At 72.5% G+C, this 23031-nt stretch carries 18 protein-coding genes; 10 read left to right on the top strand and 8 right to left on the bottom strand.

What is annotated here, in order from left to right:
• The first annotated feature begins 73 nt into the window (after nucleotides 1-73).
• The gene (locus tag ACZ6Y7_RS21355) at nucleotides 74-865 is read left to right on the top strand and encodes a CTP synthase C-terminal region-related (seleno)protein (RefSeq protein ID WP_465759476.1); all 792 of its coding nucleotides are present in this window, start codon (nucleotides 74-76) and stop codon (nucleotides 863-865) included.
• A gap of 33 nt (nucleotides 866-898) precedes the next feature.
• Here ACZ6Y7_RS21355 and ACZ6Y7_RS21350 read toward each other — a convergent pair whose 3' ends face one another.
• The 3 genes from ACZ6Y7_RS21350 to ACZ6Y7_RS21340 all read right to left on the bottom strand — a co-directional run bounded on the left by ACZ6Y7_RS21350 (nucleotide 899) and on the right by ACZ6Y7_RS21340 (nucleotide 2963).
• Nucleotides 899-1453, bottom strand: coding sequence for a GNAT family N-acetyltransferase (locus tag ACZ6Y7_RS21350; RefSeq protein ID WP_465759475.1), 555 nt, complete (start codon nucleotides 1451-1453; stop codon nucleotides 899-901).
• A gap of 153 nt (nucleotides 1454-1606) precedes the next feature.
• On the bottom strand, nucleotides 1607-2209 hold the full coding sequence (coaE, locus tag ACZ6Y7_RS21345) for a dephospho-CoA kinase (RefSeq protein ID WP_465759474.1): 603 nt from the start codon (nucleotides 2207-2209) through the stop codon (nucleotides 1607-1609).
• Between the two features lie 106 nt (nucleotides 2210-2315).
• Nucleotides 2316-2963 (bottom strand): MBL fold metallo-hydrolase, encoded by a 648-nt coding sequence (locus ACZ6Y7_RS21340; protein ID WP_465759473.1) that lies wholly within the window; start codon nucleotides 2961-2963, stop codon nucleotides 2316-2318.
• Between the two features lie 61 nt (nucleotides 2964-3024).
• Here ACZ6Y7_RS21340 and ACZ6Y7_RS21335 point away from each other — a divergent pair, with 61 nt between their 5' ends.
• Nucleotides 3025-3456 carry a MarR family winged helix-turn-helix transcriptional regulator gene (locus tag ACZ6Y7_RS21335; RefSeq protein WP_465759472.1) on the top strand — a complete coding sequence of 144 codons (432 nt, stop codon included), beginning with the start codon at nucleotides 3025-3027 and terminating at the stop codon, nucleotides 3454-3456.
• Here the strand turns inward: ACZ6Y7_RS21335 and ACZ6Y7_RS21330 are convergent.
• Both ACZ6Y7_RS21330 and rpsA read right to left on the bottom strand, forming a co-directional pair.
• Nucleotides 3439-5751 carry an MMPL family transporter gene (locus tag ACZ6Y7_RS21330; protein ID WP_465759471.1) on the bottom strand — a complete coding sequence of 771 codons (2313 nt, stop codon included), beginning with the start codon at nucleotides 5749-5751 and terminating at the stop codon, nucleotides 3439-3441. The genes ACZ6Y7_RS21335 and ACZ6Y7_RS21330 overlap by 18 nt on opposite strands.
• Before the next feature lie 211 nt (nucleotides 5752-5962).
• Nucleotides 5963-7453, bottom strand: coding sequence for a 30S ribosomal protein S1 (gene rpsA / locus ACZ6Y7_RS21325; RefSeq protein WP_402224825.1), 1491 nt, complete (start codon nucleotides 7451-7453; stop codon nucleotides 5963-5965).
• 416 nt (nucleotides 7454-7869) lie between these two features.
• On the opposite strand from rpsA, the gene ACZ6Y7_RS21320 reads away from it, so the two are divergent.
• A complete protein-coding gene (locus ACZ6Y7_RS21320; RefSeq protein ID WP_465759470.1) occupies nucleotides 7870-8748 on the top strand; it encodes a class I SAM-dependent methyltransferase in 879 nt (292 codons plus the stop codon).
• Between the two features lie 8 nt (nucleotides 8749-8756).
• Nucleotides 8757-11270, top strand: coding sequence for an ATP-dependent helicase HrpB (hrpB, locus tag ACZ6Y7_RS21315; protein ID WP_465759469.1), 2514 nt, complete (start codon nucleotides 8757-8759; stop codon nucleotides 11268-11270).
• A 42-nt stretch (nucleotides 11271-11312) separates the two neighbouring features.
• Here the strand turns inward: hrpB and ACZ6Y7_RS21310 are convergent, their stop codons facing one another.
• On the bottom strand, nucleotides 11313-12086 hold the full coding sequence (locus ACZ6Y7_RS21310) for a GNAT family N-acetyltransferase (protein WP_465759468.1): 774 nt from the start codon (nucleotides 12084-12086) through the stop codon (nucleotides 11313-11315).
• Between the two features lie 397 nt (nucleotides 12087-12483).
• A complete protein-coding gene (polA, locus tag ACZ6Y7_RS21305; protein ID WP_465759674.1) occupies nucleotides 12484-15168 on the bottom strand; it encodes a DNA polymerase I in 2685 nt (894 codons plus the stop codon).
• Between the two features lie 223 nt (nucleotides 15169-15391).
• On the opposite strand from polA, the gene ACZ6Y7_RS21300 reads away from it, so the two are divergent.
• The 6 genes from ACZ6Y7_RS21300 (at nucleotide 15392) to ACZ6Y7_RS21275 (ending at nucleotide 22295) form a co-directional block, all read left to right on the top strand.
• Nucleotides 15392-15856 carry a PaaI family thioesterase gene (locus tag ACZ6Y7_RS21300; protein WP_402224810.1) on the top strand — a complete coding sequence of 155 codons (465 nt, stop codon included), beginning with the start codon at nucleotides 15392-15394 and terminating at the stop codon, nucleotides 15854-15856.
• Nucleotides 15857-16536: 680 nt separating this feature from the next.
• Nucleotides 16537-17769, top strand: coding sequence for a branched-chain amino acid ABC transporter substrate-binding protein (locus ACZ6Y7_RS21295; RefSeq protein WP_465759467.1), 1233 nt, complete (start codon nucleotides 16537-16539; stop codon nucleotides 17767-17769).
• A 122-nt stretch (nucleotides 17770-17891) separates the two neighbouring features.
• Complete coding sequence (locus tag ACZ6Y7_RS21290; protein WP_402224804.1) at nucleotides 17892-18821, top strand: branched-chain amino acid ABC transporter permease; 930 nt, start codon at nucleotides 17892-17894, stop codon at nucleotides 18819-18821.
• 5 nt (nucleotides 18822-18826) lie between these two features.
• Nucleotides 18827-20758, top strand: a complete 1932-nt coding sequence (locus ACZ6Y7_RS21285; protein WP_465759673.1) for a branched-chain amino acid ABC transporter permease — start codon at nucleotides 18827-18829, stop codon at nucleotides 20756-20758.
• An 8-nt stretch (nucleotides 20759-20766) separates the two neighbouring features.
• Complete coding sequence (locus tag ACZ6Y7_RS21280) at nucleotides 20767-21582, top strand: ABC transporter ATP-binding protein (RefSeq protein WP_402224886.1); 816 nt, start codon at nucleotides 20767-20769, stop codon at nucleotides 21580-21582.
• Entirely contained in the window at nucleotides 21579-22295 is a 717-nt protein-coding gene (locus tag ACZ6Y7_RS21275; protein WP_465759466.1) for an ABC transporter ATP-binding protein, read from the top strand. The genes ACZ6Y7_RS21280 and ACZ6Y7_RS21275 overlap by 4 nt, the downstream gene beginning before the upstream one ends.
• Nucleotides 22296-22353: 58 nt before the next feature.
• On the opposite strand, the gene ACZ6Y7_RS21270 is transcribed toward ACZ6Y7_RS21275, so the two are convergent.
• Complete coding sequence (locus tag ACZ6Y7_RS21270; RefSeq protein ID WP_465759465.1) at nucleotides 22354-23010, bottom strand: ANTAR domain-containing response regulator; 657 nt, start codon at nucleotides 23008-23010, stop codon at nucleotides 22354-22356.
• Nucleotides 23011-23031: the final 21 nt, after the last annotated feature.

The following is a 23031-nucleotide window of genomic DNA, read 5'->3' as shown; positions in this document are numbered from 1 at the left end:
CATCAACCGATCTGATCGAGAGGTAAGAAATCATCGTTGGCGCTGATCTCCGGTGCGGGGTCAGGATAGCCGCATGACCTACCTGACCCCGCGGATCGCCCTGGTCGGCGACCGCTCCCCGGCCGTCCGCTCGCACGCCCGGATCCCCGGCCTGCTCGACGCCCTCGCCGAGCACGACCGACTCGTCCTGGACGCCTACTGGATCCCGACCGGGGACGCCGAAACCCCCGGCGCCCTGGACGGCTTCGACGCGATCTGGCTGCTGCCCGGCAGCCCGTACCGCAGCGAGGCGGGCGCCCTGGCCGCCGTACGGACCGCCCGGGAGCGCGGCATCCCCTTCCTCGGCACCTGCGCCGGGTTCCAGCACGCGGTGCTGGAGTACGCCCGCGAGGTCTGCGGCCTCGCCGAGGCCGTCCACGCCGAGCAGGACCCGGACCGGGACGAGCAGGTGATCGCCCCGCTGAGCTGCTCGCTGGTCGGCCACGAGGGCGCCGTCACCGTCACCCCGGGCACCCTCGCCGAGCGCGTCCTCGGCACCACCCGCACCCTGGAGCGCTACCACTGCGCGTACGGCCTCCACCCGGCCTACCTGGAGCGGCTGCGCGCCGGCGGCCTGCGGTTCAGCGGCGCGGACGAGTCCGGCGAGGTGCGGATCCTGGAGCTGCCGGGGCACCCCTTCTTCCTCGCCTCGCTGTTCCAACCCGAGCTGTCCGGCGACGGCACCCGGGCGCACGCCATGATCCGCGCGCTGGCCGTCGCCGCCGTGGCCCACGCGCAGGCCCACGAACAGGCCCACCCGGGGACCCGAGCGGAGGCCCGCACCGAGGCCCACGCGCAGGCGCACGCCCCGGCGGTCACCGCCTGACCGGCCGCCGCCCCCGGCGGAGGGCGCCGGGCCTCACATCGGCAGCGACCGCAGCCGCACCGGCCCCTCCGGCCACCCGGCCCCCGCCGTCAACGGGGCCCACATGGTGCACAGCGGCATCACCGCCAGCCGCCCCTCCGGCTGTTCCACCGTCACCTCCCCCACCACGTCGTGGAAGCCGAGCCCCCGGTAGAACCCGGCCAGCGGCGGACGGCAGAACAGCAGCGCGTGCCGGTGGCCGAGCGTGCGCGCGTGGTCCAGGGCGGCCCCGACCACGGCCTGCGCCAGGCCGCCGCCGCGCCGGTCGGGGGCGACGCAGACCCCGCCGACACCCATCACCACCAGGTCGGTGCCGCCCGCGGTGAGCGGCAGCGGCAGCAGCCCGGTGTGGGCGACCAGCCGCCCGTCGGCGGCCCGGATCCCGAAGTGGATCTCCTTGGGCAGGAAGGTCAGCCCGGTGTACCGGACCCCGTACGGATCCTCCCCGGGGCCGAGGATCTCCTCCTGCTCGGCACTGGCGTACCGCGCCAACCGCTCGACGACCGGCGGCGCGGCCCGGTGCTGCTCCGTCTGGAAACGATCATTCATCCCGCCATGCTCTCCCCGCCGGCGGCGTTCCGACAGCCCCTTCCCGGCCACTCGCGACCGGTGCTGTCCGGCGGAGGGCCGGGTCCGGCGGGCGGGCCGGGCACGCGGTGGGACGTCGGCGGACCCGGCGCCCCGCTGCCGCGCACGACCGGGTCAGGAGGCGGCCGCGCGCTCCGCCAGCTCCGCCCAGACCTCGTCGACCCGGGCCGACAGCTCCGCCAGTCCCCGGCCGTTGTCGATCACCAGGTCGGCGATCGCCAGCCGGTCCGCCCGCGAGGCCTGCGCGTCCATCCGGGCCCGGGCCTCCTCCTCGGCCATCCCGCGCAGCCGCACCAGCCGGTCCAGCCGCACCTCGTCGGCGGCGTCCACCACCACGATCAGGTCGAACAGCGGCGCCAGCCCGTTCTCGGCCAGCAGCGGCACGTCGTGCACCACCACCGCGTCGGGCGCGGCCGCCGCCTCCAGCTCGGCGGAGCGGGCCCGCACCAGCGGGTGGACGATCGCGTTCAGCGCCTTCAGCCGCTCCGGGTCGGCGAACACGACGGCCCCGAGGGCCGGGCGGTCGAGCGCGCCGTCCTCCCGCAGCACCCCCGGACCGAACTCGGCGACCACGGCCGCCAGGCCGTCCGTCCCGGGGGCCACCACTTCGCGGGCGATCAGGTCGGAATCCACGATCACCGCGCCGTGCGCGGCGAACAGCCGGGACACCTCGCTCTTGCCCGCGCCGATGCCACCCGTCAGTCCGATCTTCAGCATGGCGTCAGGCTACCGGCGCGTCACCGGGCCCGTCAGCACCGGCCTGCGCCCTGCCCACCGGCACCCGACCCCGGCACCGGTCGGGCGCCCCACCCTCCGGCACCCCTCAGCCCAGGTCGAGGCTCTCGCCCTCGCCCAGCGTGTGCAGGGCGGCACCCCCCGGCCCCTCGGTGCCGACCAGCCGGGTGTGCACGGCGAGCCCGATCGGGCTGAGCACCGCGTCGTGCACCGGCACCGCCCGGCGCGGGCCCGCCTCGCGGACGTAGTCGACCAGCTCGGGCACCTTGGTCCAGGGCGCGCCGATCGGCAGCAGCAGCGTTTCGACGGCGTGCGGCGGCACGGTCAGCGCGTCACCGGGGTGGAAGAGCCGGCCGTCGAGGAGGAAGCCGATGTTGCGCACCCGGGGGATGTCCGGGTGGATCACCGCGTGCCACTCGCCGTGCACCGAGACCCCGAGCCCACCGGGCCCGCCGAGTTCGAAGGCGTCCCCCTCCCCGACCACCGAGACCCGCTGGGCGACGCCCTCCAGCTGGGCGGCGACGGCGCTGTTGGTCCACACCCGCAGCGCCGGGTCGGCGTCCAGCACGGCGCGCAGCCGGGACTCCTCGAAGTGGTCCATGTGCTCGTGGGTGATCAGGACGGCGTCCGCCCCGGCGAGGGCGGCGGGGTCGGTGAAGGCCCCGGGGTCGACGACGACGGTGGTGTCGCCGTGCTCGACGCGGACGCAGGCGTGGCCGAACTTGGTGATTCGCATGGCAAAACCCTACAGCAAAGCTGTACAGCAATGCTGGATGAATTCCGGATAGACTGCTCCCATGCCCAGCGAAGCCCCGCACCCCGACACCCTGGAACTCGCCGCCGACCTGCGCACCGCCCTCGGCGGACTGGTCCGCGCCCTGCGCGACGGCGACGACCTGCCGCCGAACCAGGCCGCGGTGCTCGGCCTGCTGGTCCGCGACGCGCGCTCCTACACCGTCGCCGAACTCGCCGACCGCCGGAACGTCCGCCACCAGTCGATGGCCCGCACCGTCGCCCTGATGACCGAAGCCGGCCTGGTCGCCCAGCAGCCCCACCCCACCGACGGCCGCAAGCAGCTCATCACCGTCACCGACGCCGGCCGCACCGCCCTGCTCGACCAGCGCGCCCGCCGCGAGCACCACATCGCCACCGCGATCGAGGCCCGGCTCACCCCCGCCGAACGGGACCGGCTCCGGGACGCGGTCGCCCTGCTAGACCGGCTGCGCTGAGCCCACCAGGCCCGAGCCCACCGGCCGGCCGGCACCCGGCTCGTCCGCCGGCTCTCCGGCACCCGGCCCGTCCGCCGGCTCCGCGACCCCGCTCCCGCGGCCCGCCGACTCGGCCGCCGGCCGCTGCCCCGGGAGCACCGCAGGCCGGATCTCCGGCAGGTCCACGTGCTCGCTCAGCCCGAACCGCCGGTGCAGCCGCTTGAGCGGCGCGGGCGCCCACCAGTTGAACTCCCCGAACAGGCTCATCGCGGCCGGCACCAGAAGACAGCGCACCAGGGTGGCGTCCACCGCCACGGCGACGGCCAGCGCGATGCCCATCTGCTTGACCATCAGCATGTCCCCGAGCGCGAACCCGGCGAAGACGATCACCATCAGCAGCGCCGCCGAGGTGATGATCCGGCCGCTGCGCTGGACACCCAGCTCCACCGCCTTGGTACAGCTGTACCCGCGCGAGTGCAGCTCCTTGATCCGGGCGAGCAGGAACACCTCGTAGTCCATCGACAGCCCGAACGCGAAGGCGAAGACCAGCACCGGGATGAAGGTCTCCAGCCCGCCGGTCGGACTGAACCCGAGCAGCCCGCTGAAGTACCCGTCCTGGAACACCAGGGTGAGCGCGCCGAGCGAGGCGCCCAGCGAGAGCAGGTTCATCAGCAGCGCCTTGACCGGCATCACCACCGAACCGGTCATCAGGAACAGCAGCACCAGTGTCCCGGCCGCGACCAGCCCCAGCGCCCACGGCCCGCGCGACACCAGCTCGTCCTGGAAGTCCACCACCGAGGCCGCGCCGCCGGTGACGTAGGTCTTCAGTCCGCCGCGGTCGGCCCGCAGCTCCTCCACCACGTGCTTGGCCTGCGCGCCCTGCGGATCCCCGTGCACCAGCACGTCGATCGTCGAGACGGCGTCGTTCACCGGGCCCACCGCCCGGACCCCGCTCACCCCGGGCAGCTTGGCGACCACCTCGTCCGCGTACGCCTGGGCGACCTGCGCGCCGCCCTCGACCACCACGGTGATGGGCGCGGCCGAGGCCTGCGGGAAGCGCTGGTCGACGGTCTCGGCGACCTGCCGCCCGGCCGAGGAGGCGGGCAGCACGGCGGCACCGGAGCTGCGCATCTCGGCGTGCAGGAACGGCGCCCCGGCCGCCATCAGCAGCGCCACGCAGGCGAGCGCGACGGGCACCGCCCGCTTGCGGACCCTCCGGACGGTCCGGCTGAAGAAGCCCTCGTCCGGTACGGGCGCGACGGGCGCCTTGATCCTGGCGCCAGCGAAGCCGAGCAGCGCGGGGATCAGGGTCAGCGCGGCGGCGACGGCGATCACCACGACGCTCACCCCGGCCGCGGCCACCGCGCCGAGCACCGGGCTGGTGAAGACGAAGAGGCCGGACAGGGCGACGGCCACGGTCAGTCCGGAGAAGGCCACGGTGCGGCCGGCGGTCGCCGCGGTGCGCTCGACGGCGGCGGCGATGTCGGCGCCGTGGCCGCGTTCCTCGCGGAAACGATTCACCATGAGCAGCGCGTAGTCGATCGAGAGGCCGAGCCCCAGCACCGTGGCGATCGGCAGCACGCTGGTGTCGATGTCCATGATCCGGCTGAACCCGAACATGGCCAGCAGCGCGCCGCCCACCGAGGCGACCGCCCCGATCACCGGCAGCGAGGCCGCCGCGAGGCCGCCGAACACCAGCACCATGACGACCAGCGTGAGCGGCAGCGTCACCATCTCGCCGAAGCGGGTGTCCCGCTCGGTCTGCTTCTTGACCTCCTGCTGCAGCACCAGGTCCCCGCCGACGGTCACGTGCGCCCCGCCCGCGCCGTTCAGCGCGGTGAGCCGCGCGGTGACGGCGTCGGTCTGCGCCTGCGTGGAGGCGTCGGCCATCCGTACGGTGACCAGGCTCGCCGTGCCGTCGGCGGAACGCAGCGCCGCCGGCGCCGGGCCGGTGCCGTACGCGTCGAGGGCGGAGGAGACCCCGGGCAGCCCGGCGATCTCGGCGGTGGCCTTCTCGACAGCGGCCCTGACCGCCGGATCGTCCACCGGCTTGCCGTCCACCACCGCGGTGACGGTGCCCTTGGCCGGGTCGGCCGCGGCGACCACCGCGCTGCCCCGGTCGGCCTCGGCGGAGGCGGAGGACGCTCCGGCCACCGAGCCCTCGAAGACCCGGCCGCCGATCAGGACGCCGACGACCAGGACGGCGGCCCAGAAGCCGAGCACCCAGCGACGGTGGCGGAAGCAGAACCGGCCGAGGGCCGCGAGCCGGCCGCCGACCACGGCGGCGGGGGCGTCGGCGGAGGAGGGGTTGCGCATGAAGGAGCCTTTCGGGCAGCTCCACTCAATGTAGGTGCAACCCGAACTTCGGCCTATAGAAGGGCAATGAGCCTCATCTCACATTTCCCTTCACATAAAGAACACATCAGTTGTAGAACACATGAATCAACGCGGAAAACCAAACGGGCCCCACCCGGGAATTCCCGGGTGGGGCCCGCCTGCTAGCTATCGGCTAGCGGGAGCGAGAGCCTCAGCTCTGGCCACCGGCCAGCTTCTCGCGCAGGGCGGCCAGGGCCTCGTCGGAGGCCAGGGCGCCGGAGCCCTCGTCGCTGGAGGACGAGTAGGAACCACCGGCGGCGGCGGCGACGGCGTCGCCACCCTCCTCGGCGGCCTGGGCGTCGGCCTCACGGCTCTTGATGACCTGGGCCTGGTGCTGCTCGAAGCGGGCCTGCGCCTCGGCGTACTGGCGCTCCCACTCCTCACGCTGCTTCTCGAAGCCGGGCAGCCAGTCGTTCGCCTCGGGGTCGAAGCCCTCCGGGTAGATGTAGTTGCCCTGGTCGTCGTACGAGGCGGCCATGCCGTACAGGGTCGGGTCGAACTCGACCTCGGCCGGGTTGGCACCCAGGGCCTCGTTGGCCTGCTTGAGCGACAGGCTGATGCGACGACGCTCGAGGTCGATGTCGATGACCTTGACGAAGATCTCGTCGCCGACCTGGACGACCTGCTCCGGGATCTCCACGTGGCGCTCGGCCAGCTCGGAGATGTGGACCAGACCCTCGATGCCCTCGTCCACGCGGACGAACGCACCGAACGGAACCAGCTTGGTGACCTTACCCGGGACGACCTGGCCGATCTGGTGGGTCCGGGCGAACTGCTGCCACGGGTCCTCCTGGGTCGCCTTCAGCGACAGGGAGACGCGCTCGCGGTCCATGTCCACGTCGAGAACCTCGACGGTGACCTCCTGGCCGACCTCGACGACCTCGGACGGGTGGTCGATGTGCTTCCAGGACAGCTCGGAGACGTGCACCAGACCGTCGACGCCACCCAGGTCCACGAAGGCACCGAAGTTGACGATCGAGGAGACGACGCCGGAGCGCACCTGGCCCTTCTGCAGGGTGGTGAGGAAGGTCTGGCGGACCTCGCTCTGGGTCTGCTCCAGCCAGGCACGGCGGGACAGGACCACGTTGTTGCGGTTCTTGTCCAGCTCGATGATCTTGGCCTCGAGCTCCTTGCCCACGTAGGGCTGGAGGTCGCGGACGCGGCGCATCTCGACGAGCGAGGCGGGGAGGAAGCCGCGGAGGCCGATGTCGAGGATGAGACCACCCTTGACGACCTCGATGACGGTACCGGTGACGATGCCGTCCTCTTCCTTGATCTTCTCGATCGTGCCCCAGGCACGCTCGTACTGAGCGCGCTTCTTGGACAGGATGAGACGACCCTCCTTGTCCTCCTTCTGGAGAACCAGGGCCTCGATGTTGTCACCGACGGCGACGACCTCGTGCGGGTCAACGTCGTGCTTGATCGAGAGCTCGCGGGACGGGATGACGCCCTCGGTCTTGTAACCGATGTCGAGGAGCACCTCGTCACGGTCGACCTTCACGATGACGCCCTCGACGATGTCGCCATCGTTGAAGTACTTGATGGTCTCGTCGATCGCGGCGAGGAACGCGTCCGCGTCGCCGATGTCGTTGACCGCGACCTGCGGGGTGGTGCTGAGGGAGGAGTCGGTGGGGCTCGTCATTAGGAAAAGGGCTCCGGTACGGACATGAAAGTCGTAGGTACTGCCACGCGGAGGGCCCGTATTCGCTCCCACCGAAAGCCGGACAGCCAAGAACACGGCGCACCGGTGGTCCCGTGAACAACGAGAAACCGGCGTCCGTCTTGCGACCGTGGGGTCTTCGACAGATGCGAGCGCGACCTGCTCCGTCCGAGGCGCGCAGGCCCGCAGCGCAACTTGTAGCATACGGGGACGGCCAGGCACGGTCAACGCCAGAAGAGGCAAGACGGTGGAGCCCGGTACGGATCAGGCCATATCCTCCGATTGCGCACCTCTCGGTGGCGCCCGAAGGAGCCCTTCCCCGGATGCCACCACCAGGACCCGGCCCCTGACGGGCCCGGTTCGCGGCAGCGGCGCTTCCGCATTCCATACCCTACGCGATGGGCATTGTCACCGTGGCCACCACCCCCCACCCCTCCCTGCACGATCTTGACACCTCCCCGGCGCGGGTCGAGGAGGAGGACGGCGACGACGCCGTGCGGCGCGCGGCCGGGGCCGGGGAGAGCAGCCGGGCCAGCCGGCACTGGTGGGACCGCAACGCCGACGAATACCAGGACGAGCACGGCGAGTTCCTCGGCGACGACCGCTTCACCTGGTGCCCCGAGGGCCTCGACGAGGCCGACGCCCGCCTGCTCGGCGAGGTCGCCGGCAAGGACGTCCTGGAGCTCGGCGCCGGCGCCGCCCAGTGCTCGCGCTGGCTGGCCGGCCGCGGCGCCCGGCCCGTCGCCCTGGACATCTCCCACCGCCAGCTGCAGCACTCCCGCCGGATCGACCTCGGCCGCGGTACCGCGCCCGTCCCGGTGGTCCAGGCCGACGCCGCCGTGCTGCCCTTCGCCGACGGCTCCTTCGACCTCGCCTGCTCCGCCTACGGCGCCGTCCCGTTCAGCGCCGACACCGAGGCGCTGATGCGCGAGGTGCACCGGGTGCTGCGGCCCGGCGGGCGCTGGGTGTTCTCGGTGACCCACCCGATCCGCTGGGCCTTCCCCGACGAGCCCGGCGTCGAGGGCCTCACCGCGGTGTCCTCCTACTTCGACCGCACCCCGTACGTCGAGCAGGACGAACAGGGCCGCGCCACCTACGTCGAGCACCACCGCACCCTCGGCGACCGGGTCCGCGAACTCGTCGCCGCGGGCTTCCGGCTGGTGAACCTGGTCGAGCCCGAGTGGCCCGCCGCCCTGGAGCAGGAGTGGGGCGGCTGGTCCCCGCTGCGCGGGCGGCTGATCCCCGGCACGGCGATCTTCGTCACCGAGCGGGGCTGAGCCGTTCCATGAACCCGGCCTGGCGCGACCTGCCCGTCCGCACCGCCCTGCCCGCGCTGCACGACGCGCTGGACGGGCCCGGCACCGCCGTCCTCGCCGCCCCGCCCGGCACCGGCAAGACCACGCTCGTCCCGCTCGACCTGGCCGGGCTGCTCGACCCCGGCCGTCCGGTGCGCCGGGTGCTGGTCGCCGAACCGCGCCGACTCGCCGTCCGGGCCGCCGCGCGGCGGATGGCCTGGCTGCTCGGCTCCTCCGTGGGCCGCGAGGTCGGGTACACGGTGCGCGGCGAGCGCCGGGCCGGGCCGGACACGGTGGTCGAAGTGGTCACCACCGGCGTGCTGCTGCAGCGGCTGCAGCGCGACCAGGAGCTGCCCGGGGTGGACGTCGTCGTGCTGGACGAGTGCCACGAGCGGCACCTGGACGCCGACACCGCGCTCGCCTTCCTGCTGGACGTCCGCGCCGCGCTGCGGCCCGAACTGCGGCTGGTCTGCGCCTCGGCCACCTCCGACACCGAGGCCTGGGCCGAACTCCTCGACGGCGCCCCGGTGGTGGCGGCGCACGGGGTCTCCCACCCGGTGGACGTGGTGTGGGCGCCACCGCCGCGAGCCGTCCGCCCCGCGCACGGCACCCGGGTCGACCCGGCCCTGCTCGACCACGTCGCCGCGACCGTGCGGCGGGCCCTGGACGAGCGGGCGGGCGACGTGCTCTGCTTCCTCCCCGGCGTCGGCGAGATCGCCCGGGTGGCAGGGCAGTTGGGCTCCGTCGGCGCCGAGGTCCTGCAGCTGCACGGCCGCGCCCCGCAGGCCGTGCAGGACGCCGCACTCACCCCCTCGGCGCGGCGCCGGGTGGTCCTCGCCACCGCCGTCGCCGAGTCCTCGCTCACCGTGCCCGGCGTGCACGTCGTGGTCGACGCCGGGCTCGCCCGCGAACCCCGGACCGACCACGCCCGCGGACTGGCCGGACTGGTCACCGTCCGCGCCTCGCTGGCCGCCGCCCGCCAGCGCGCCGGACGGGCCGGGCGCGAGGCCCCCGGCACCGTCTACCGCTGCTGGAACGAGGCCGAGGACGCCCGCGCCGCCCGCTTCCCCACCCCCGAGATCGCCCTCGCCGACCTCACCCCGTTCGCCCTCCAGGCCGCCTGCTGGGGCGACCCGGACGCCACCGGCCTCGCCCTGCCCGACCGGCCCCCGGCGGGGGCGATGGCCGCCGCCCGGCAGACCCTCCAGGCCCTCGGCGCGGTGGACGCCGACGGCCGGGCCACCCCGCGCGGCGTCCGCCTCGCCCGCACCGGGCTGCACCCCCGGCTCGCCCGTGCCCTGGTCGACGGCGCGCCCGCCGTCGGTGCCCGTCGCGCGGCCGAGCTGGTCGCGCTGCTCTCCGAGGAACCGCCGCGGGCGCTGGGCGACGACCTCGGCGCGATCTGGCGGCTGGTCCGCTCCTCCGGCGACCCCTACGCCTCGCGCTGGCGCGAGGAGGTCCGCCGCCTGCTCCGCGCCACCTCCGACGAACCCGCCACCGACCTCCCCGACTCCACCGCCGCCGGCCTCGTCGTCGCCCTCGCCTTCCCCGAACGCATCGCCCGCGCCCGGGTGGAGCGGCCCGCCCCCGGGGAGCGCAGCCCGTACCTGATGGCCTCCGGCACAGCGGCCGGACTCGCCCCCGACACCCGGCTCGGCACGCGGCCCTGGCTCGCCGTCGCCGTGGCCGACCGCCCGGCCGGCTCCCCCTCCGCCCGCGTCCTGCACGCCGCGGCGCTGGACGAGTCCACCGCCCTGCTCGCCGGCGCGGCACTGCTGACCGGCCGTGAGGAGGTCCGCTGGAACGCCCGGCGCGGTGACGTCGTCTCCCGCCGGGTGCAGTCCCTCGGCGCCGTCGAACTCGCCGAGAAGCCCCTCGACCGCCCCGACCCCGCCCTCGTCCGGGCGGCCCTCCTCGACGGCCTCGCCCGTGAGGGCGTCAGCACCCTCCTGACCTGGCCCTCTCCCGGCCTGCGCGAACGCCTCGCCTTCCTCCACACCGCGATCGGCGCCCCCTGGCCCGACGTGAGCGACGAAGCGCTGCTGGAGCGCGCCGACGAGTGGCTGGAACCCGAACTCTCCCGCGCCCGCCGCCGCGCCGACCTGGCGCGCATCGACACCACGGCGGCCCTCCAGCGCCTCCTCCCCTGGGCGAGCGGCGAGGCCGGCCGCCTCGACGAACTCGCCCCGGAGCGCATCACCGTGCCGTCCGGCTCGAAGATCCGAGTCGACTACACCGCCGAACGCCCGGTCCTGGCCGTCAAGTTGCAGGAGCTCTTCGGCTGGACGGCGGCTCCCGCCCTGGCCGGGGGCCGCATCCCCCTCACCGTCCACCTGCTCTCCCCGGCCGGCCGCCCCGCCGCCGTCACCGGCGACCTGGAGAGCTTCTGGCGCACCGGCTACCACGCCGTCCGCGCCGACCTCAGGGGCCGCTACCCCCGCCACCCCTGGCCCGAGGACCCCACCACGGCCCAGCCCACCCGCCGCACCAACGCCAGGAAGTAGCAGGGCATCCGAGCGTCGACCAGGCGCCGGCCGGCTCCGCCGCTACGCCGGCCCGGAGGGTGAGGCCCACCAGGTGGAGGGGGCGGCGACCGTGTAGCCCAGCGACTCGTAGAGCGGCCTGCCCAGCTTGGAGGCGGTGAGGGTGGCCGGCAGCTCTGCCAGGTGGGCGAGGGCGCCGAGCATGACGGCCCGGCCCACGCCGCGCGACCGGAACGCCGACGAGGTGGCCACCCAGTAGTGGCTGCCGACGCCGTCGGCCACCACGCTGACGCAGGCTCCCGCGGCCACGCCGTCGACGGAGGCGACGAAGACGTCCACGCCCGGCTGTTCGACCAGCGCCGCCGGGAACAGCTCGCCGGGACGGTGGGGCGCGAAGGTGTCCAGCTCGAAGCCCTCGATCACGACCTGCTCGGCCGCCTGGAGGTCCTCGGGCCGCCGTGCCCGGATCACCTCCAGCGCGGGTTCACCGACGGGCCCGGGCAGGCGCAGCATGACCGGCATCTGCCAGCTGCGCAGGCCCAGGTGGCTCAGGTCGGCGGCGCTGAACGGGTCCTCGACGTTCGCCGGGCCCACGGCCCGGCGAACCAGCCCGCTCAACTCGGCCAGGTCGCCCGGGTCGAGGTCCGGCTCCTGGATCAGGATCCGCAGGCCCGCCCGCTCGTCGCCGTCGACCGCGAGGAACCCGCGGCGCCGGATCACCTCGTGCCCCCGGCTACGGCCGGTCGCCGCCCAGAAGGCGGCGGAGTTGCGGGCCTGGCGCACCGGCGCCTCGGCCAGGGACACCGGCCGGCCGGCCGAAGTGGATCTCGTCGTCATTGTGCCAACGGTAGTACGGAACTGACGCCACGAAGGGGCCTATTCTTCCGTTCATCCGGCCGTCCGCGCTGTCACGTCCGCATCCGCGCTGTCACGTCCACGCTGTCACGTCCGCATCCGCGCTGTCACATCCGTGCTGTCACGTCCGCATCCGCGCTGTCACGTCCACGCTGTCACGTCCGCGCGGTCGCCGTCGGGTCGATCCCGCACCGCCCCCCTCCCCCGCGACACGTGCACGAACCGAACGCCGTCATCAGCTTCCCGCCCCCGACCCGGCGCCCCCGCAGGGCCGACTCACCGATGACGGGCGGTCATTGCGGTGACTCCGCGGCCATCGGCGGGGGCGCGGAGGGGCCCCGGACACCGAGGTGCCCGGGGCCCCTCCGCCGTCACCGCGTCAGTGCGCGGCGGCCTCCCAGTTCGCGCCGACGCCGACCGAGACGTCCAGCGGGGCCCGCAGCGGGTAGGCGCCCGCCATCTGCTCGCGGACGAGCGCCTCGACCCGCTCGCGCTCGCCGGGGGCCAGCTCCAGGACGATTTCGTCGTGGACCTGGAGCAGCATCCGCGAGGTGAGGCCGGCCGCGCGCAGCGCCTCGTCCACCCGGAGCATGGCGATCTTGACGATGTCGGCGGCCGAGCCCTGGATCGGGGCGTTGAGGGCCATCCGCTCGGCCATCTCGCGGCGCTGGCGGTTGTCGCTGTTGAGGTCCGGCAGGTAGCGGCGGCGGCCGAGCAGGGTCTCGGTGTACCCCGTCGCGCGGGCCTCGTCGACGACCCGGCGCAGGTAGTCCCGCACGCCGCCGAAGCGCTCGAAGTAGGTGTCCATCAGGCCCTGCGCCTCGGCCGGCTTGATGCCGAGCTGCTGGGAGAGCCCGTACGCGGACAGCCCGTACGCCAGGCCGTAGGACATCGCCTTGATCTTGCGGCGCATCTCGGCGTCCACCGCGGCGCCCGGGACCTCGAAGACCTGGGAGGCGACGGTGGTGTGCAGGTCCTCGCCGGAGGCGAAGGCCTCGATCAGCGCCTCGTCCTCGGAGAGGTGCGCCATGATCCGCAGTTCGATCTGCGAGTAGTCGGCGGTGAGCAGCGACTCGTAGCCCGCGCCGACGACGAAGGCGCGGCGGATGGCGCGGCCCTCCTCGGTGCGGACCGGGATGTTCTGCAGGTTCGGGTCCTGCGAGGAGAGCCGGCCGGTGGCGGCGACCATCTGGTTGAAGGTGGTGTGGATCCGGCCCTGCGGCGAGACGGTCTTGAGCAGGCCCTCGACGGTGGTGCGCAGCTTGGCCTGGTCGCGGTGGCGCAGCAGGATGACCGGCAGCTCGTTGTCGGTCTGGGTGGCCAGCCAGGTCAGCGCGTCGGCGTCGGTGGTGTAGCCGGTCTTGATCTTCTTGGTCTTGGGGAGGGCGAGCTCGCCGAAGAGGATCTCTTGGAGCTGCTTGGGCGAGCCGAGGTTGAACTCGTGCCCGGCGGCGGCGTGCGCCTCCTCGACGCAGCGCTGGATCTCGGCGGCGAAGCGCGTCTCCAGCGTGGTGAGCCAGGGGCGGTCGGCGGCGATGCCGTAGCGCTCCATGCGGGCGAGCAGGGCGGCGATGGGCAGCTCCATGTCGCGCAGCAGCTCGGTGGCGCCGACCTCGGCGAGCCGGGTGTCGAAGTGCGCGGCGAGGTCGAGCACGGCGCGGGCCTGGAGCATCAGCGCCTGGGCGTGCGCCGTCGGGTCCTCCTCCGGCGCGTCGAAGGCGAGTTGGCCGCTCTCGGCGGCGGGGGCCGGGGCGAGCGAGCGGGCCAGGTACTCCTCGGCGAGCACCTCCAGGGTGAAGGTGCGGCGGCCGGGCTTGTCCAGGTAGGCGGCGAGCGCGGTGTCGGCGACGACGCCCTCGATGGTCCAGCCGCGCTCGGCGAAGGCGCGCATGACCTGCTTGGCGATGTGCAGGGCCTTGGGGGCGGCCGGGTCGGCGAGCCAGTCGGCGAAGGCCCGCTCGTCCTCCTCGGCGAGCAGCGCCGGGTCGAACCAGGCGGCCGACTGGCCCGCGGCCAGGGCCACTTCGGTGACCTCGCCGGCGCCGAGCGCCCACTGGTAGACGGCGGCCAGCGCGACGGTGGCCTTGCCGTCGGAGGCGTGCTCGCGCAGCCAGGCGGCCAGTGTGCCGGGATCGGTGAGCAGTTCGCCGTCCACCTCGACGCCGGGGGCGAGTTCGGCGGCCTCCTCCTCGCCGGCGGCCGGGTCGATGCCGAAGACCCGGTCGCGGAAGTTGGCGTTGCGGAACTCCAGCGACTCCATCAGGGTGCCGACGGCGGCCTTGTCGAACGGGGTGCGGGCCAGGTCGGCCACGCCGAGCGGGAGTTCGACGTCGCGGACCAGCTCGGTCAGCACCCGGTTGCGCTTGACCGAGTCGAGGTGGTCGCGCAGCTTCTCGCCGATCTTGCCCTTCACCTCGTCGGCGCGGGAGACCAGTTCGTCGAAGGAGCCGAACTGGTTGACCCACTTGGCGGCCGTCTTCTCGCCGACGCCGGGGATGCCGGGCAGGTTGTCGGACGGGTCCCCGCGCAGCGCGGCGAGGTCCGGGTACTGGCGCGGGGTGACGCCGTACTTCTCGGTGACCTTCTCCGGGGTGAAGCGGGTGAGCTCGGAGACGCCCTTGGTCGGGTAGAGGACGGTGACGTGGTCGGTGACCAGCTGCAGCGAGTCGCGGTCCCCGGTGACGATGTCGACGTCGTAGCCGGCCGCCTCGGCGGCGGTGGCCAGGGTGGCGATGATGTCGTCGGCCTCGAAGCCCTCGACCGTCAGCCGGGGGATGTTCATGGCGTCGAGCAGTTCGCCGATCAGGCCGACCTGGCTCCTGAACTCGTCCGGCGTCTTGGCCCGGTTGGCCTTGTAGTCGGGGAACTCGACGGAGCGGAAGGTCTGCCGGGAGAGGTCGAAGGCGACGGCGAGGTGGGTGGGCTGCTCGTCGCGGACGGTGTTGGCGAGCATCGACGCGAAGCCGTAGACCGCGTTGGTGGGCTGCCCGGTGGAGGTGTTGAAGTTCTCCACGGGCAGGGCGTAGAAGGCCCGGTAGGCCATCGAGTGCCCGTCGAGCAGCATCAGCCGGGGCCGCGCACCGGCTCCGCCGCCACCCGTCGCGCCCTTGTCCGTACTCTGCGTAGCCACGTCAACGTCCGTTCCTGCCGATTCCACTTCCGGCCACCGATCCTATGGCCCGGCACCGACAAAAGGGGCGCCGCGCCGGTCCGGCGGCCGCTGCTACCTCCGAGTAGGACGGTCGTACGATCGCAGGCGGCACATCCCCGAGCGGCAGGAGCCCCCCATGACCGATGCGGTCCCCGACACCGCCCCCGTCCTCGACGTCCCGCAGGAGGTGCTGGACCACTTCGCCAAGCTCGGCGTCACCCCCGAGACCTTCTCCGGCGGCCACCTCGGCGAGAAGCTCGGCATCCGGATCGTCGAGGCCTCCGGCGACCGCGTGGTCGGCACCATGCCGGTGGAGGGCAACCAGCAGCCGTACGGCCTGCTGCACGGCGGCGCGTCCGCGGCGTTGGCCGAGACGCTGGGCTCGATCGGCGCGATGCTGCACGCCGGCCCCGGCCGGTACGCGGTCGGCGTGGACCTCAACGCGACCCACCACCGCTCGGCGACCTCCGGACTGGTCACCGGGGTGGCGACGGCCGTGTTCAAGGGCCGCACCGCCGCCACCTACGAGATCGCGATCACCGACGACACCGGCCGGCGGATCACCAGCTGCCGGCTGACCTGCATGCTGCGGGACCTCTAGGCCGGGCTGGGCCGGGCCGTGCTGGGCCGGGCCGTGCTGGGCCGGGCCGCGGCGCCCCCGGCCCGGCGGCGGGCCGGTCCGGCAGGACCCCCGGACCGCCCTAACGGCCCGACACCTGCGGCGAGTTCACCGAACGCCGGATCAAATCCCTTGTCCGTCCCCTTGTTTGACCACCGACCGCTCTGGGCAGGCGTTGGTCGAACAGGGGGCGTTCGCATGCCCGGGCGCGGCCGATGACACCCCACACCTGTAACGCTGCGTAACAGGTAGGAAATCCACGCACCCGCTACTTCCGGGGCCCTTCGACACCCCGGGTTCACGTCGCCGCGCCCGGATCGTCCGCAATACGGACATGCGCGGCCGAAACCCGGGAATCGGACTCGACTGTCCGATTATCGACAACGCCAGCTGCAACCCGCATTTCTGCGCCTTACATCCTTCTACCAGCGGGTAAACACCCGAGCGCGGCGGATCGATCGAGCCGAAACGACCACATGCTGAGACAACTGCTCCGTGTGCTCATAACAAGAGAATCACAGCATGCCCGCAGCACTGCCCGAGCCGCCCCCCGACATCTAGAGTCACGGCCAGTCACCGCGCCAACCGTAGGGCCCGGCCCTCCGCGCACTCCGGCTCCCGCCACTCCGGCGCGGGCGCCTCCTGAACCGAAGGGGACCCTCGTGCGTCATCGTTCTGCCATTGTCGTGAGCATTGCCGTGATCGGCGCCCTCAGCCTCAGCGCCTGCGGCTCCCGCGGTGCGAAGACCGGCGACAACGCCGGCGGCAAGGACAACAGCGGCTCCACCACCGTCGTCATCGGCGTCGACGCCCCGCTCACCGGCGACCTCTCCGCCCTCGGCCTCGGCATCCGCAACTCCGTCGACCTCGCCGTCAAAAAGGCCAACGAGACCAACGAGGTCCCCGGCGTCAAGTTCGAGATCAAGGCCCTCGACGACACCGGCAAGCCCGCACCCGGCCAGCAGAACGCCACCCAGCTGGTCGGCGACCCCAAGGTCCTCGGCGTGGTCGGCCCCCTCAACTCCAGCGTCGCGCAGTCGATGCAGCAGATCTTCGACGACGCCAACCTGACCGAGATCTCCCCCGCCAACACCGGCGTCGCCCTCAGCCAGGGCGAGAAGTGGGCCAGCGGCGAGAAGAAGCGCCCCTTCAAGTCCTACTTCCGCACCGCCACCACCGACGCCATCCAGGGCCCCTTCGCCGCCCAGTTCCTCTACAACGACGCCAAGAAGACCAAGGTCTTCCTCATCGACGACCAGAAGACCTACGGCGCCGGCCTCGCCGCCACCTTCAAGGGCGAGTTCACCAAGCAGGGCGGCACCATCGTCGGCGAGGAGCACGTCAACCCCGACGACCGCGACTTCGCCGCCATCGTCACCAAGGTCAAGAGCTCCGGCGCCGAAGCCGTCTACTACGGCGGCGAGTACCCCGCCGCCGGCCCGCTCTCCCTCCAGCTCAAGGACGCCGGCGTCGCCATCCCCCTGATGGGCGGCGACGGCATGCAGAGCGGCGACTACATCAAGCTCAACCCCAAGAGCCAGGGCGACTACGCCACCGCCGTCGGCCTGCCCGTCGAAACCCTCGACACCGCCAAGAAGTACATCGCCGACTACAAGGCCGCCGGCTACAAGGACGCCTACGAGACCTACGGCGGCTACTCCTACGACAGCGCCTGGGCCATCATCCAGGGCGTCAAGCAGGCCGTGAAGGACAACAACGGCAAGGTCCCGAACCGCGCCGCCGTCCGCGACGCCGTCCAGAAGGTCACCTTCGACGGCGTCACCGGCAAGGTCTCCTTCGACGAGTTCGGCGACACCACCAACAAGCAGCTCACCGTCTACGCCGTCAAGGACGGCAAGTGGGCCGTCGAGAAGTCGGGCACCTTCAAGGGCTGACCCTCCGTCAGCACAAGTCCACCGGAACCACCACAGCGCGCGGGGGCGCCACGAGTGCCCCCGCGCGCCCCCACATCCACCACCCACGCGGACACCCCCGAACGCACTACGGAGGCCCAGCGGTGCACGACCTACCGCAGCAGCTGGCCAACGGCCTGATCCTCGGCGCCCTCTACGGGCTCGTCGCGATCGGCTACACGATGGTCTACGGCATCGTCCAGCTCATCAACTTCGCCCACGGCGAGATCGTCATGGTCGGCGGCTTCGGCGCCCTGACCGCCTACCTCGCCCTCCCCGGCGGCACCACCCTCTGGCTGGCCCTACCGCTGATGCTGATCGCCGGCGTCCTGGTCTCCACCCTCACCGCCGTCGCCGCCGAACGGTTCGCCTACCGCCCCCTGCGCAACGCGCCCCGCCTCGCCCCCCTGATCACCGCGATCGGCCTGTCCATCCTCCTGCAGCAACTCGTCTTCTCCTTCTACCCCGACGCCAAGAAGGCCCGGGTCTTCCCCAAGATCCCCGGCGACCCCTTCAGCCTCGGCTCCGTCTCCATCCAGCGCAGCGACCTCTTCCTGATCATCGCCGCCCCGCTGTGCATGCTCGCCCTCGGCTGGTTCGTCACCCGCACCCGCTCCGGCCGCGCCATGCAGGCCACCAGCCAGGACCCCGACACCGCCAAACTCATGGGCATCGACACCGACCGCATCATCGTCATGGCCTTCGCCATCGGCGCCGCGTTCGCCGCCGTCGCCGCCGTCGCCTACGGCCTGCGCAGCGGCCAGATCGACTTCCGCATGGGCTTCATCCTCGGCCTCAAGGCCTTCACCGCCGCCGTCCTCGGCGGCATCGGCAACATCTACGGCGCCATGCTCGGCGGCCTCGCCCTCGGCCTCGCCGAAGCCCTCGCCACCGGCTACATCCAGCACCTGCCCGGCATGCACCTCTTCGGAGGCGGCGCCTGGAAGGACGTCTGGGCCTTCGTACTCCTCATCCTCGTGCTCCTCGTCCGGCCCCAGGGCCTGCTCGGCGAGCGCGTCGCGGACAGGGCGTGACCACCATGACCACCACGACCACCGAGACCACCCCGGTCATCCCCCTGCCGGCCCGCGCCGCCACCGCCCTCACCGGCCTCGGCGCCCTCGCCACCGCCGCCTCGGCCGCCATGTCCTGGACCTGGACCTCCGACTTCCCCGGCGACCTCACCTACTACGGCTCCCCGGCCGGCCTCCAATGGCTCGCCCTCGCCGCCGGCCTCCTCACCCTCGTCCTGCTGCTCGCCGCCCAAGGCCTCCCCGGCCTGCGCTGGGCCGCCCCCTCCGGCAGCAACAACGCCGTCCTCTACGCCGCCACCGGCGCCCTCGCCGTCAGCGCCTACTCCGTCGCCTCCATCGCCGTCGAACTCGACGGCCTCGTCAACCTCGAACCCGGCGGCTGGGTCCTCGCCGCCGGCGGCCTGCTCACCGTCCTCGGCGCCCTCGGCCTCCCCCTCGACCGCCGCACCGCCGTCCCCCTGCGCATCCTCGACAAGCGCCTCTTCCTGCTCGTCCCCGCCGCCCCCCTGATCTGGCTCGGCGCCCACGCCATCCCCGACGACAAGCCCGTCGCCCCCGTCATGACCGCCCTCGCCGGCGGCGTGGCCATCGCCACCGGCGCCGTCCTCCTCCTCCAACTCGGCCACCTCGCCAACACCTGGCTGCGCCTCGGCACCGTCGAGCGCCCCATGGCCGCACCGCGCGCCCTGCCCTCCTGGGTCGAAGTCCTGCTCATCGTCCTCGCCTTCGGCCTCGGCCTCTTCGCGATCACCTTCGGCATCGACACCGAGTACGGCGAACTCTTCATCTGCTACCTGCTGTTCGCCGCCCCCACCGTCGCCGCCCTCACCCGCTCCGGCCTGATCGCCCGGCTGCGCGCGCTGACCGTCAAGCACCGCCCGGTCACCACCGGCGCCGCCTTCGCCGCCGCCGCCAGCTTCCCCTTCACCCAGAGCAGCGACCAGTACACCTCGGTCGCCACCAACATCCTGATCTTCGCCACCGTCGCCCTCGGCCTCAACATCGTCGTCGGCCTCGCCGGCCTGCTCGACCTCGGGTACGTCGCCTTCCTCGGCGTCGGCGCCTACGCCGCCGCGCTGGTCTCCGGCTCCCCCGCCTCGCCCATCCACGTCCAGTTCCCCTTCTGGGCCGCGATGCTCACCGGCGCCGCCGTCTCCATGGTCTTCGGCGTCCTCATCGGCGCCCCCACCCTGCGGCTGCGCGGCGACTACCTCGCCATCGTCACCCTCGGCTTCGGCGAGATCTTCCGCATCACCATGCTCAACCTCAACGGCACCACCGGCCCCAAGGTCACCAACGGCTCCAACGGCATCCCGCGGATCCCCGACCTGCAGATCCTCGGCTTCGACCTCGGCAAACCGCACACCGTCCTCGGCATCGAACTCGGCCGGTTCTCCAACTACTACCTGCTGATGCTCCTGGTCACCGCCCTGGTCGTGCTCGTCTTCGCCCGGGTCGGCAACTCCCGCATCGGCCGCGCCTGGGTCGCCATCCGCGAGGACGAGACCGCCGCCGAAGCCATGGGCATCAACGGCTTCCGCCTCAAGCTCCTCGCCTTCGCCCTCGGCGCCTGCCTCGCCGGCCTCGCCGGCACCGTCCAGGCCCACGTCAGCTACACCGTCACCCCCGACCAGTACACCTTCGCCGAAGCCCTCCCGCCCAACTCCGCCTTCCTGCTCGCCGCCGTCATCCTCGGCGGCATGGGCACCATCAGCGGACCCCTGGCCGGCGCCACCCTGCTCTTCCTCATCCCGAAGAAGCTCGAATTCCTCGCCGACTACCAGCTCCTCGCCTTCGGCATCGCCCTCATCGTCCTGATGCGCGTCCGCCCCGAAGGCCTCATCCCCAACCGCCGCCAACAGCTGGAGTTCCACGAGGCCGCCATCCCGGCCCAGCCCACCGGCGAGCCGACCGCACTCACCAAGGCAGGGGCGTGACCGACCCGATGACCACCACCGCCACCCCCCTGCTCGAAGTCACCGGCGTCACCATGCGCTTCGGCGGACTCACCGCCGTCAACGACGTCTCCCTCACCGTCGGCGAAGGCGAGATCATCGGCCTCATCGGCCCCAACGGCGCCGGCAAGACCACCTTCTTCAACTGCCTCACCGGCCTCTACGTCCCCACCGAGGGCTCCGTCCGCTACCGCGACGTCGTCCTGCCCCCCAAGCCCCACCTCGTCACCCAGGCCGGCATCGCCCGCACCTTCCAGAACATCCGGCTCTTCGCCAACATGACCGTCCTGGAGAACGTCCTCGTCGGCCGCCACACCCGCACCAAGGAAGGCATCTTCTCCGCCATCCTCCGCGGCCCCGGCTACCACCGCGCCGAAGCCGAGAGCCGCGAGAAGGCCATGGAACTCCTGCAGTTCACCGGCCTCGCCGAGAAGGCCGACCACCTCGCCCGCAACCTCCCGTACGGCGAACAACGCAAACTCGAGATCGCCCGCGCCCTCGCCTCCGACCCCGGCCTGCTGCTCCTCGACGAGCCCACCGCCGGCATGAACCCCCAGGAGACCCGCGCCGCCGAGGAACTCGTCTTCGCCATCCGCGACCGGGGCATCTCCATCCTGGTCATCGAGCACGACATGCGCTTCATCTTCAACCTCTGCGACCGCACCGCCGTGCTCGTCCAGGGCCAGAAGATCGTCGAAGGCGACCGCGAAACCGTCCAGAACGACGAACGCGTCATCACCGCCTACCTCGGGGCCCCGCTCGAAGAAACCGCCCCCGCCCCCGCAACACCGGAGGACACCAAGTGACCGCGCTCCTCGAGGTCGAGGACCTCCGCGTCGCCTACGGCAAGATCGAAGCCGTCAAGGGCATCAGCTTCACCGTCGCCCAGGGCGAGGTCACCACCCTCATCGGCACCAACGGCGCCGGCAAGACCACCACCCTGCGCACCCTCTCCGGCCTGCTCAAGCCCACCTCCGGCCGGATCACCTTCGACGGCCAGGACCTGAGCACCGTCCCCGCCCACAAGATCGTCTCGCTCGGCCTCGCCCACTCCCCCGAAGGCCGGCACATCTTCCCCCGCATGACCATCGAGGAGAACCTCCTCCTCGGCGCCTTCCTGCGCACCGACACCGCCGGCATCACCGCCGACGTCGAGCGCGCGTACACGCTGTTCCCCATCCTCGGCGAACGCCGCAAGCAGGCCGCGGGCACCCTGTCGGGCGGCGAGCAGCAGATGCTCGCCATGGGCCGGGCACTGATGTCCCAACCCAAGCTGCTCATGCTGGACGAGCCCTCGATGGGCCTGTCCCCGCTGATGATGCAGAAGATCATGGCCACCATCGTCGAACTCAAGTCGACCGGCACCACGATCCTGCTCGTCGAGCAGAACGCCCAGGCGGCGCTCTCCCTCTCCGACCGGGGCTACGTCATGGAGACCGGCCGCATCGTCCTCTCCGGGACGGGCGCCGACCTCCTCCACGACGAGTCCGTCCGCAAGGCCTACCTCGGCGAGGACTGAGACCGTACGCGACGAAGGGCCCGGCGGATCCCCTCCGCCGGGCCCTTCGTCGTTCGCCTTACTCGCCCTTGGCCTCTTCGGCCTTCTTGCGGTCCTGGGCCTCGCCCTCCTCGATGACCGCCTCGGCCACCGCCGCCATCGTCATCCGGCGGTCCATCGACGTCTTCTGGATCCACCGGAACGCGGCCGGCTCGTTCAGCCCGAACTTGGTCTGCAGCACACCCTTCGCCCGGTCCACCAGCTTCCGGGTCTCCAGCCGCTGCGTGAGATCCCCGATCTCCTTCTCCAGCGCCCGCATCTCGGTGTACCGCGACACCGCCATCTCGATCGCCGGCACCAGGTCCGACTTCGAGAACGGCTTCACGATGTACGCCATCGCGCCCGCGTCCCGCGCCCGGTCCACCAGCTCCCGCTGCGAGAACGCGGTCAGCATCAGCACGGGGGCGAGGTGCTTCTCGTGGATCTGTTCGGCGGCCGACAGCCCGTCCAGCACCGGCATCTTCACGTCGAAGATCGCCAGATCCGGCCTCAGCTCCTCCACGAGCTTCACCGCCGTCTCCCCGTCCCCGGCCTCGCCGACGACGGTGTACCCCTCCTCCTCCAGCATCTCCTTCAGATCGAGGCGGATCAGCGCCTCGTCCTCGGCGATCACGATCCGGGTGATCTGGGGCGTATCGGTCTCAAGCGGCTGGGCCTGCTCGTCGGCGGTGCTCACGTGGCTCCTCGTTCCGGCGGG

Source organism: Kitasatospora sp. NPDC053308, assembly GCF_055585785.1.
The sequence above is the reverse complement of the archived record's forward strand: the minus strand, read 5'-3'. Positions and strand labels throughout refer to the sequence as shown.

Coding starts and splice junctions, on each gene's coding strand:
- ACZ6Y7_RS21335 (WP_465759472.1), top strand. CDS start 3,025: ATGCCCAGCGAAGCCCCGCACCCCGACACCCTGGAACTCGCCGCCGAC.
- hrpB (WP_465759469.1), top strand. CDS start 8,757: ATGAACCCGGCCTGGCGCGACCTGCCCGTCCGCACCGCCCTGCCCGCG.
- polA (WP_465759674.1), bottom strand. CDS start 15,168: ATGCTGCTCGACGGGCACTCGATGGCCTACCGGGCCTTCTACGCCCTG.
- ACZ6Y7_RS21300 (WP_402224810.1), top strand. CDS start 15,392: ATGACCGATGCGGTCCCCGACACCGCCCCCGTCCTCGACGTCCCGCAG.
- ACZ6Y7_RS21350 (WP_465759475.1), bottom strand. CDS start 1,453: ATGAATGATCGTTTCCAGACGGAGCAGCACCGGGCCGCGCCGCCGGTC.
- ACZ6Y7_RS21285 (WP_465759673.1), top strand. CDS start 18,827: ATGACCACCACGACCACCGAGACCACCCCGGTCATCCCCCTGCCGGCC.
- ACZ6Y7_RS21310 (WP_465759468.1), bottom strand. CDS start 12,086: ATGACGACGAGATCCACTTCGGCCGGCCGGCCGGTGTCCCTGGCCGAG.
- ACZ6Y7_RS21355 (WP_465759476.1), top strand. CDS start 74: ATGACCTACCTGACCCCGCGGATCGCCCTGGTCGGCGACCGCTCCCCG.
- ACZ6Y7_RS21340 (WP_465759473.1), bottom strand. CDS start 2,963: ATGCGAATCACCAAGTTCGGCCACGCCTGCGTCCGCGTCGAGCACGGC.
- coaE (WP_465759474.1), bottom strand. CDS start 2,209: ATGCTGAAGATCGGACTGACGGGTGGCATCGGCGCGGGCAAGAGCGAG.
- ACZ6Y7_RS21320 (WP_465759470.1), top strand. CDS start 7,870: ATGGGCATTGTCACCGTGGCCACCACCCCCCACCCCTCCCTGCACGAT.
- ACZ6Y7_RS21330 (WP_465759471.1), bottom strand. CDS start 5,751: ATGCGCAACCCCTCCTCCGCCGACGCCCCCGCCGCCGTGGTCGGCGGC.
- ACZ6Y7_RS21280 (WP_402224886.1), top strand. CDS start 20,767: ATGACCACCACCGCCACCCCCCTGCTCGAAGTCACCGGCGTCACCATG.
- rpsA (WP_402224825.1), bottom strand. CDS start 7,453: ATGACGAGCCCCACCGACTCCTCCCTCAGCACCACCCCGCAGGTCGCG.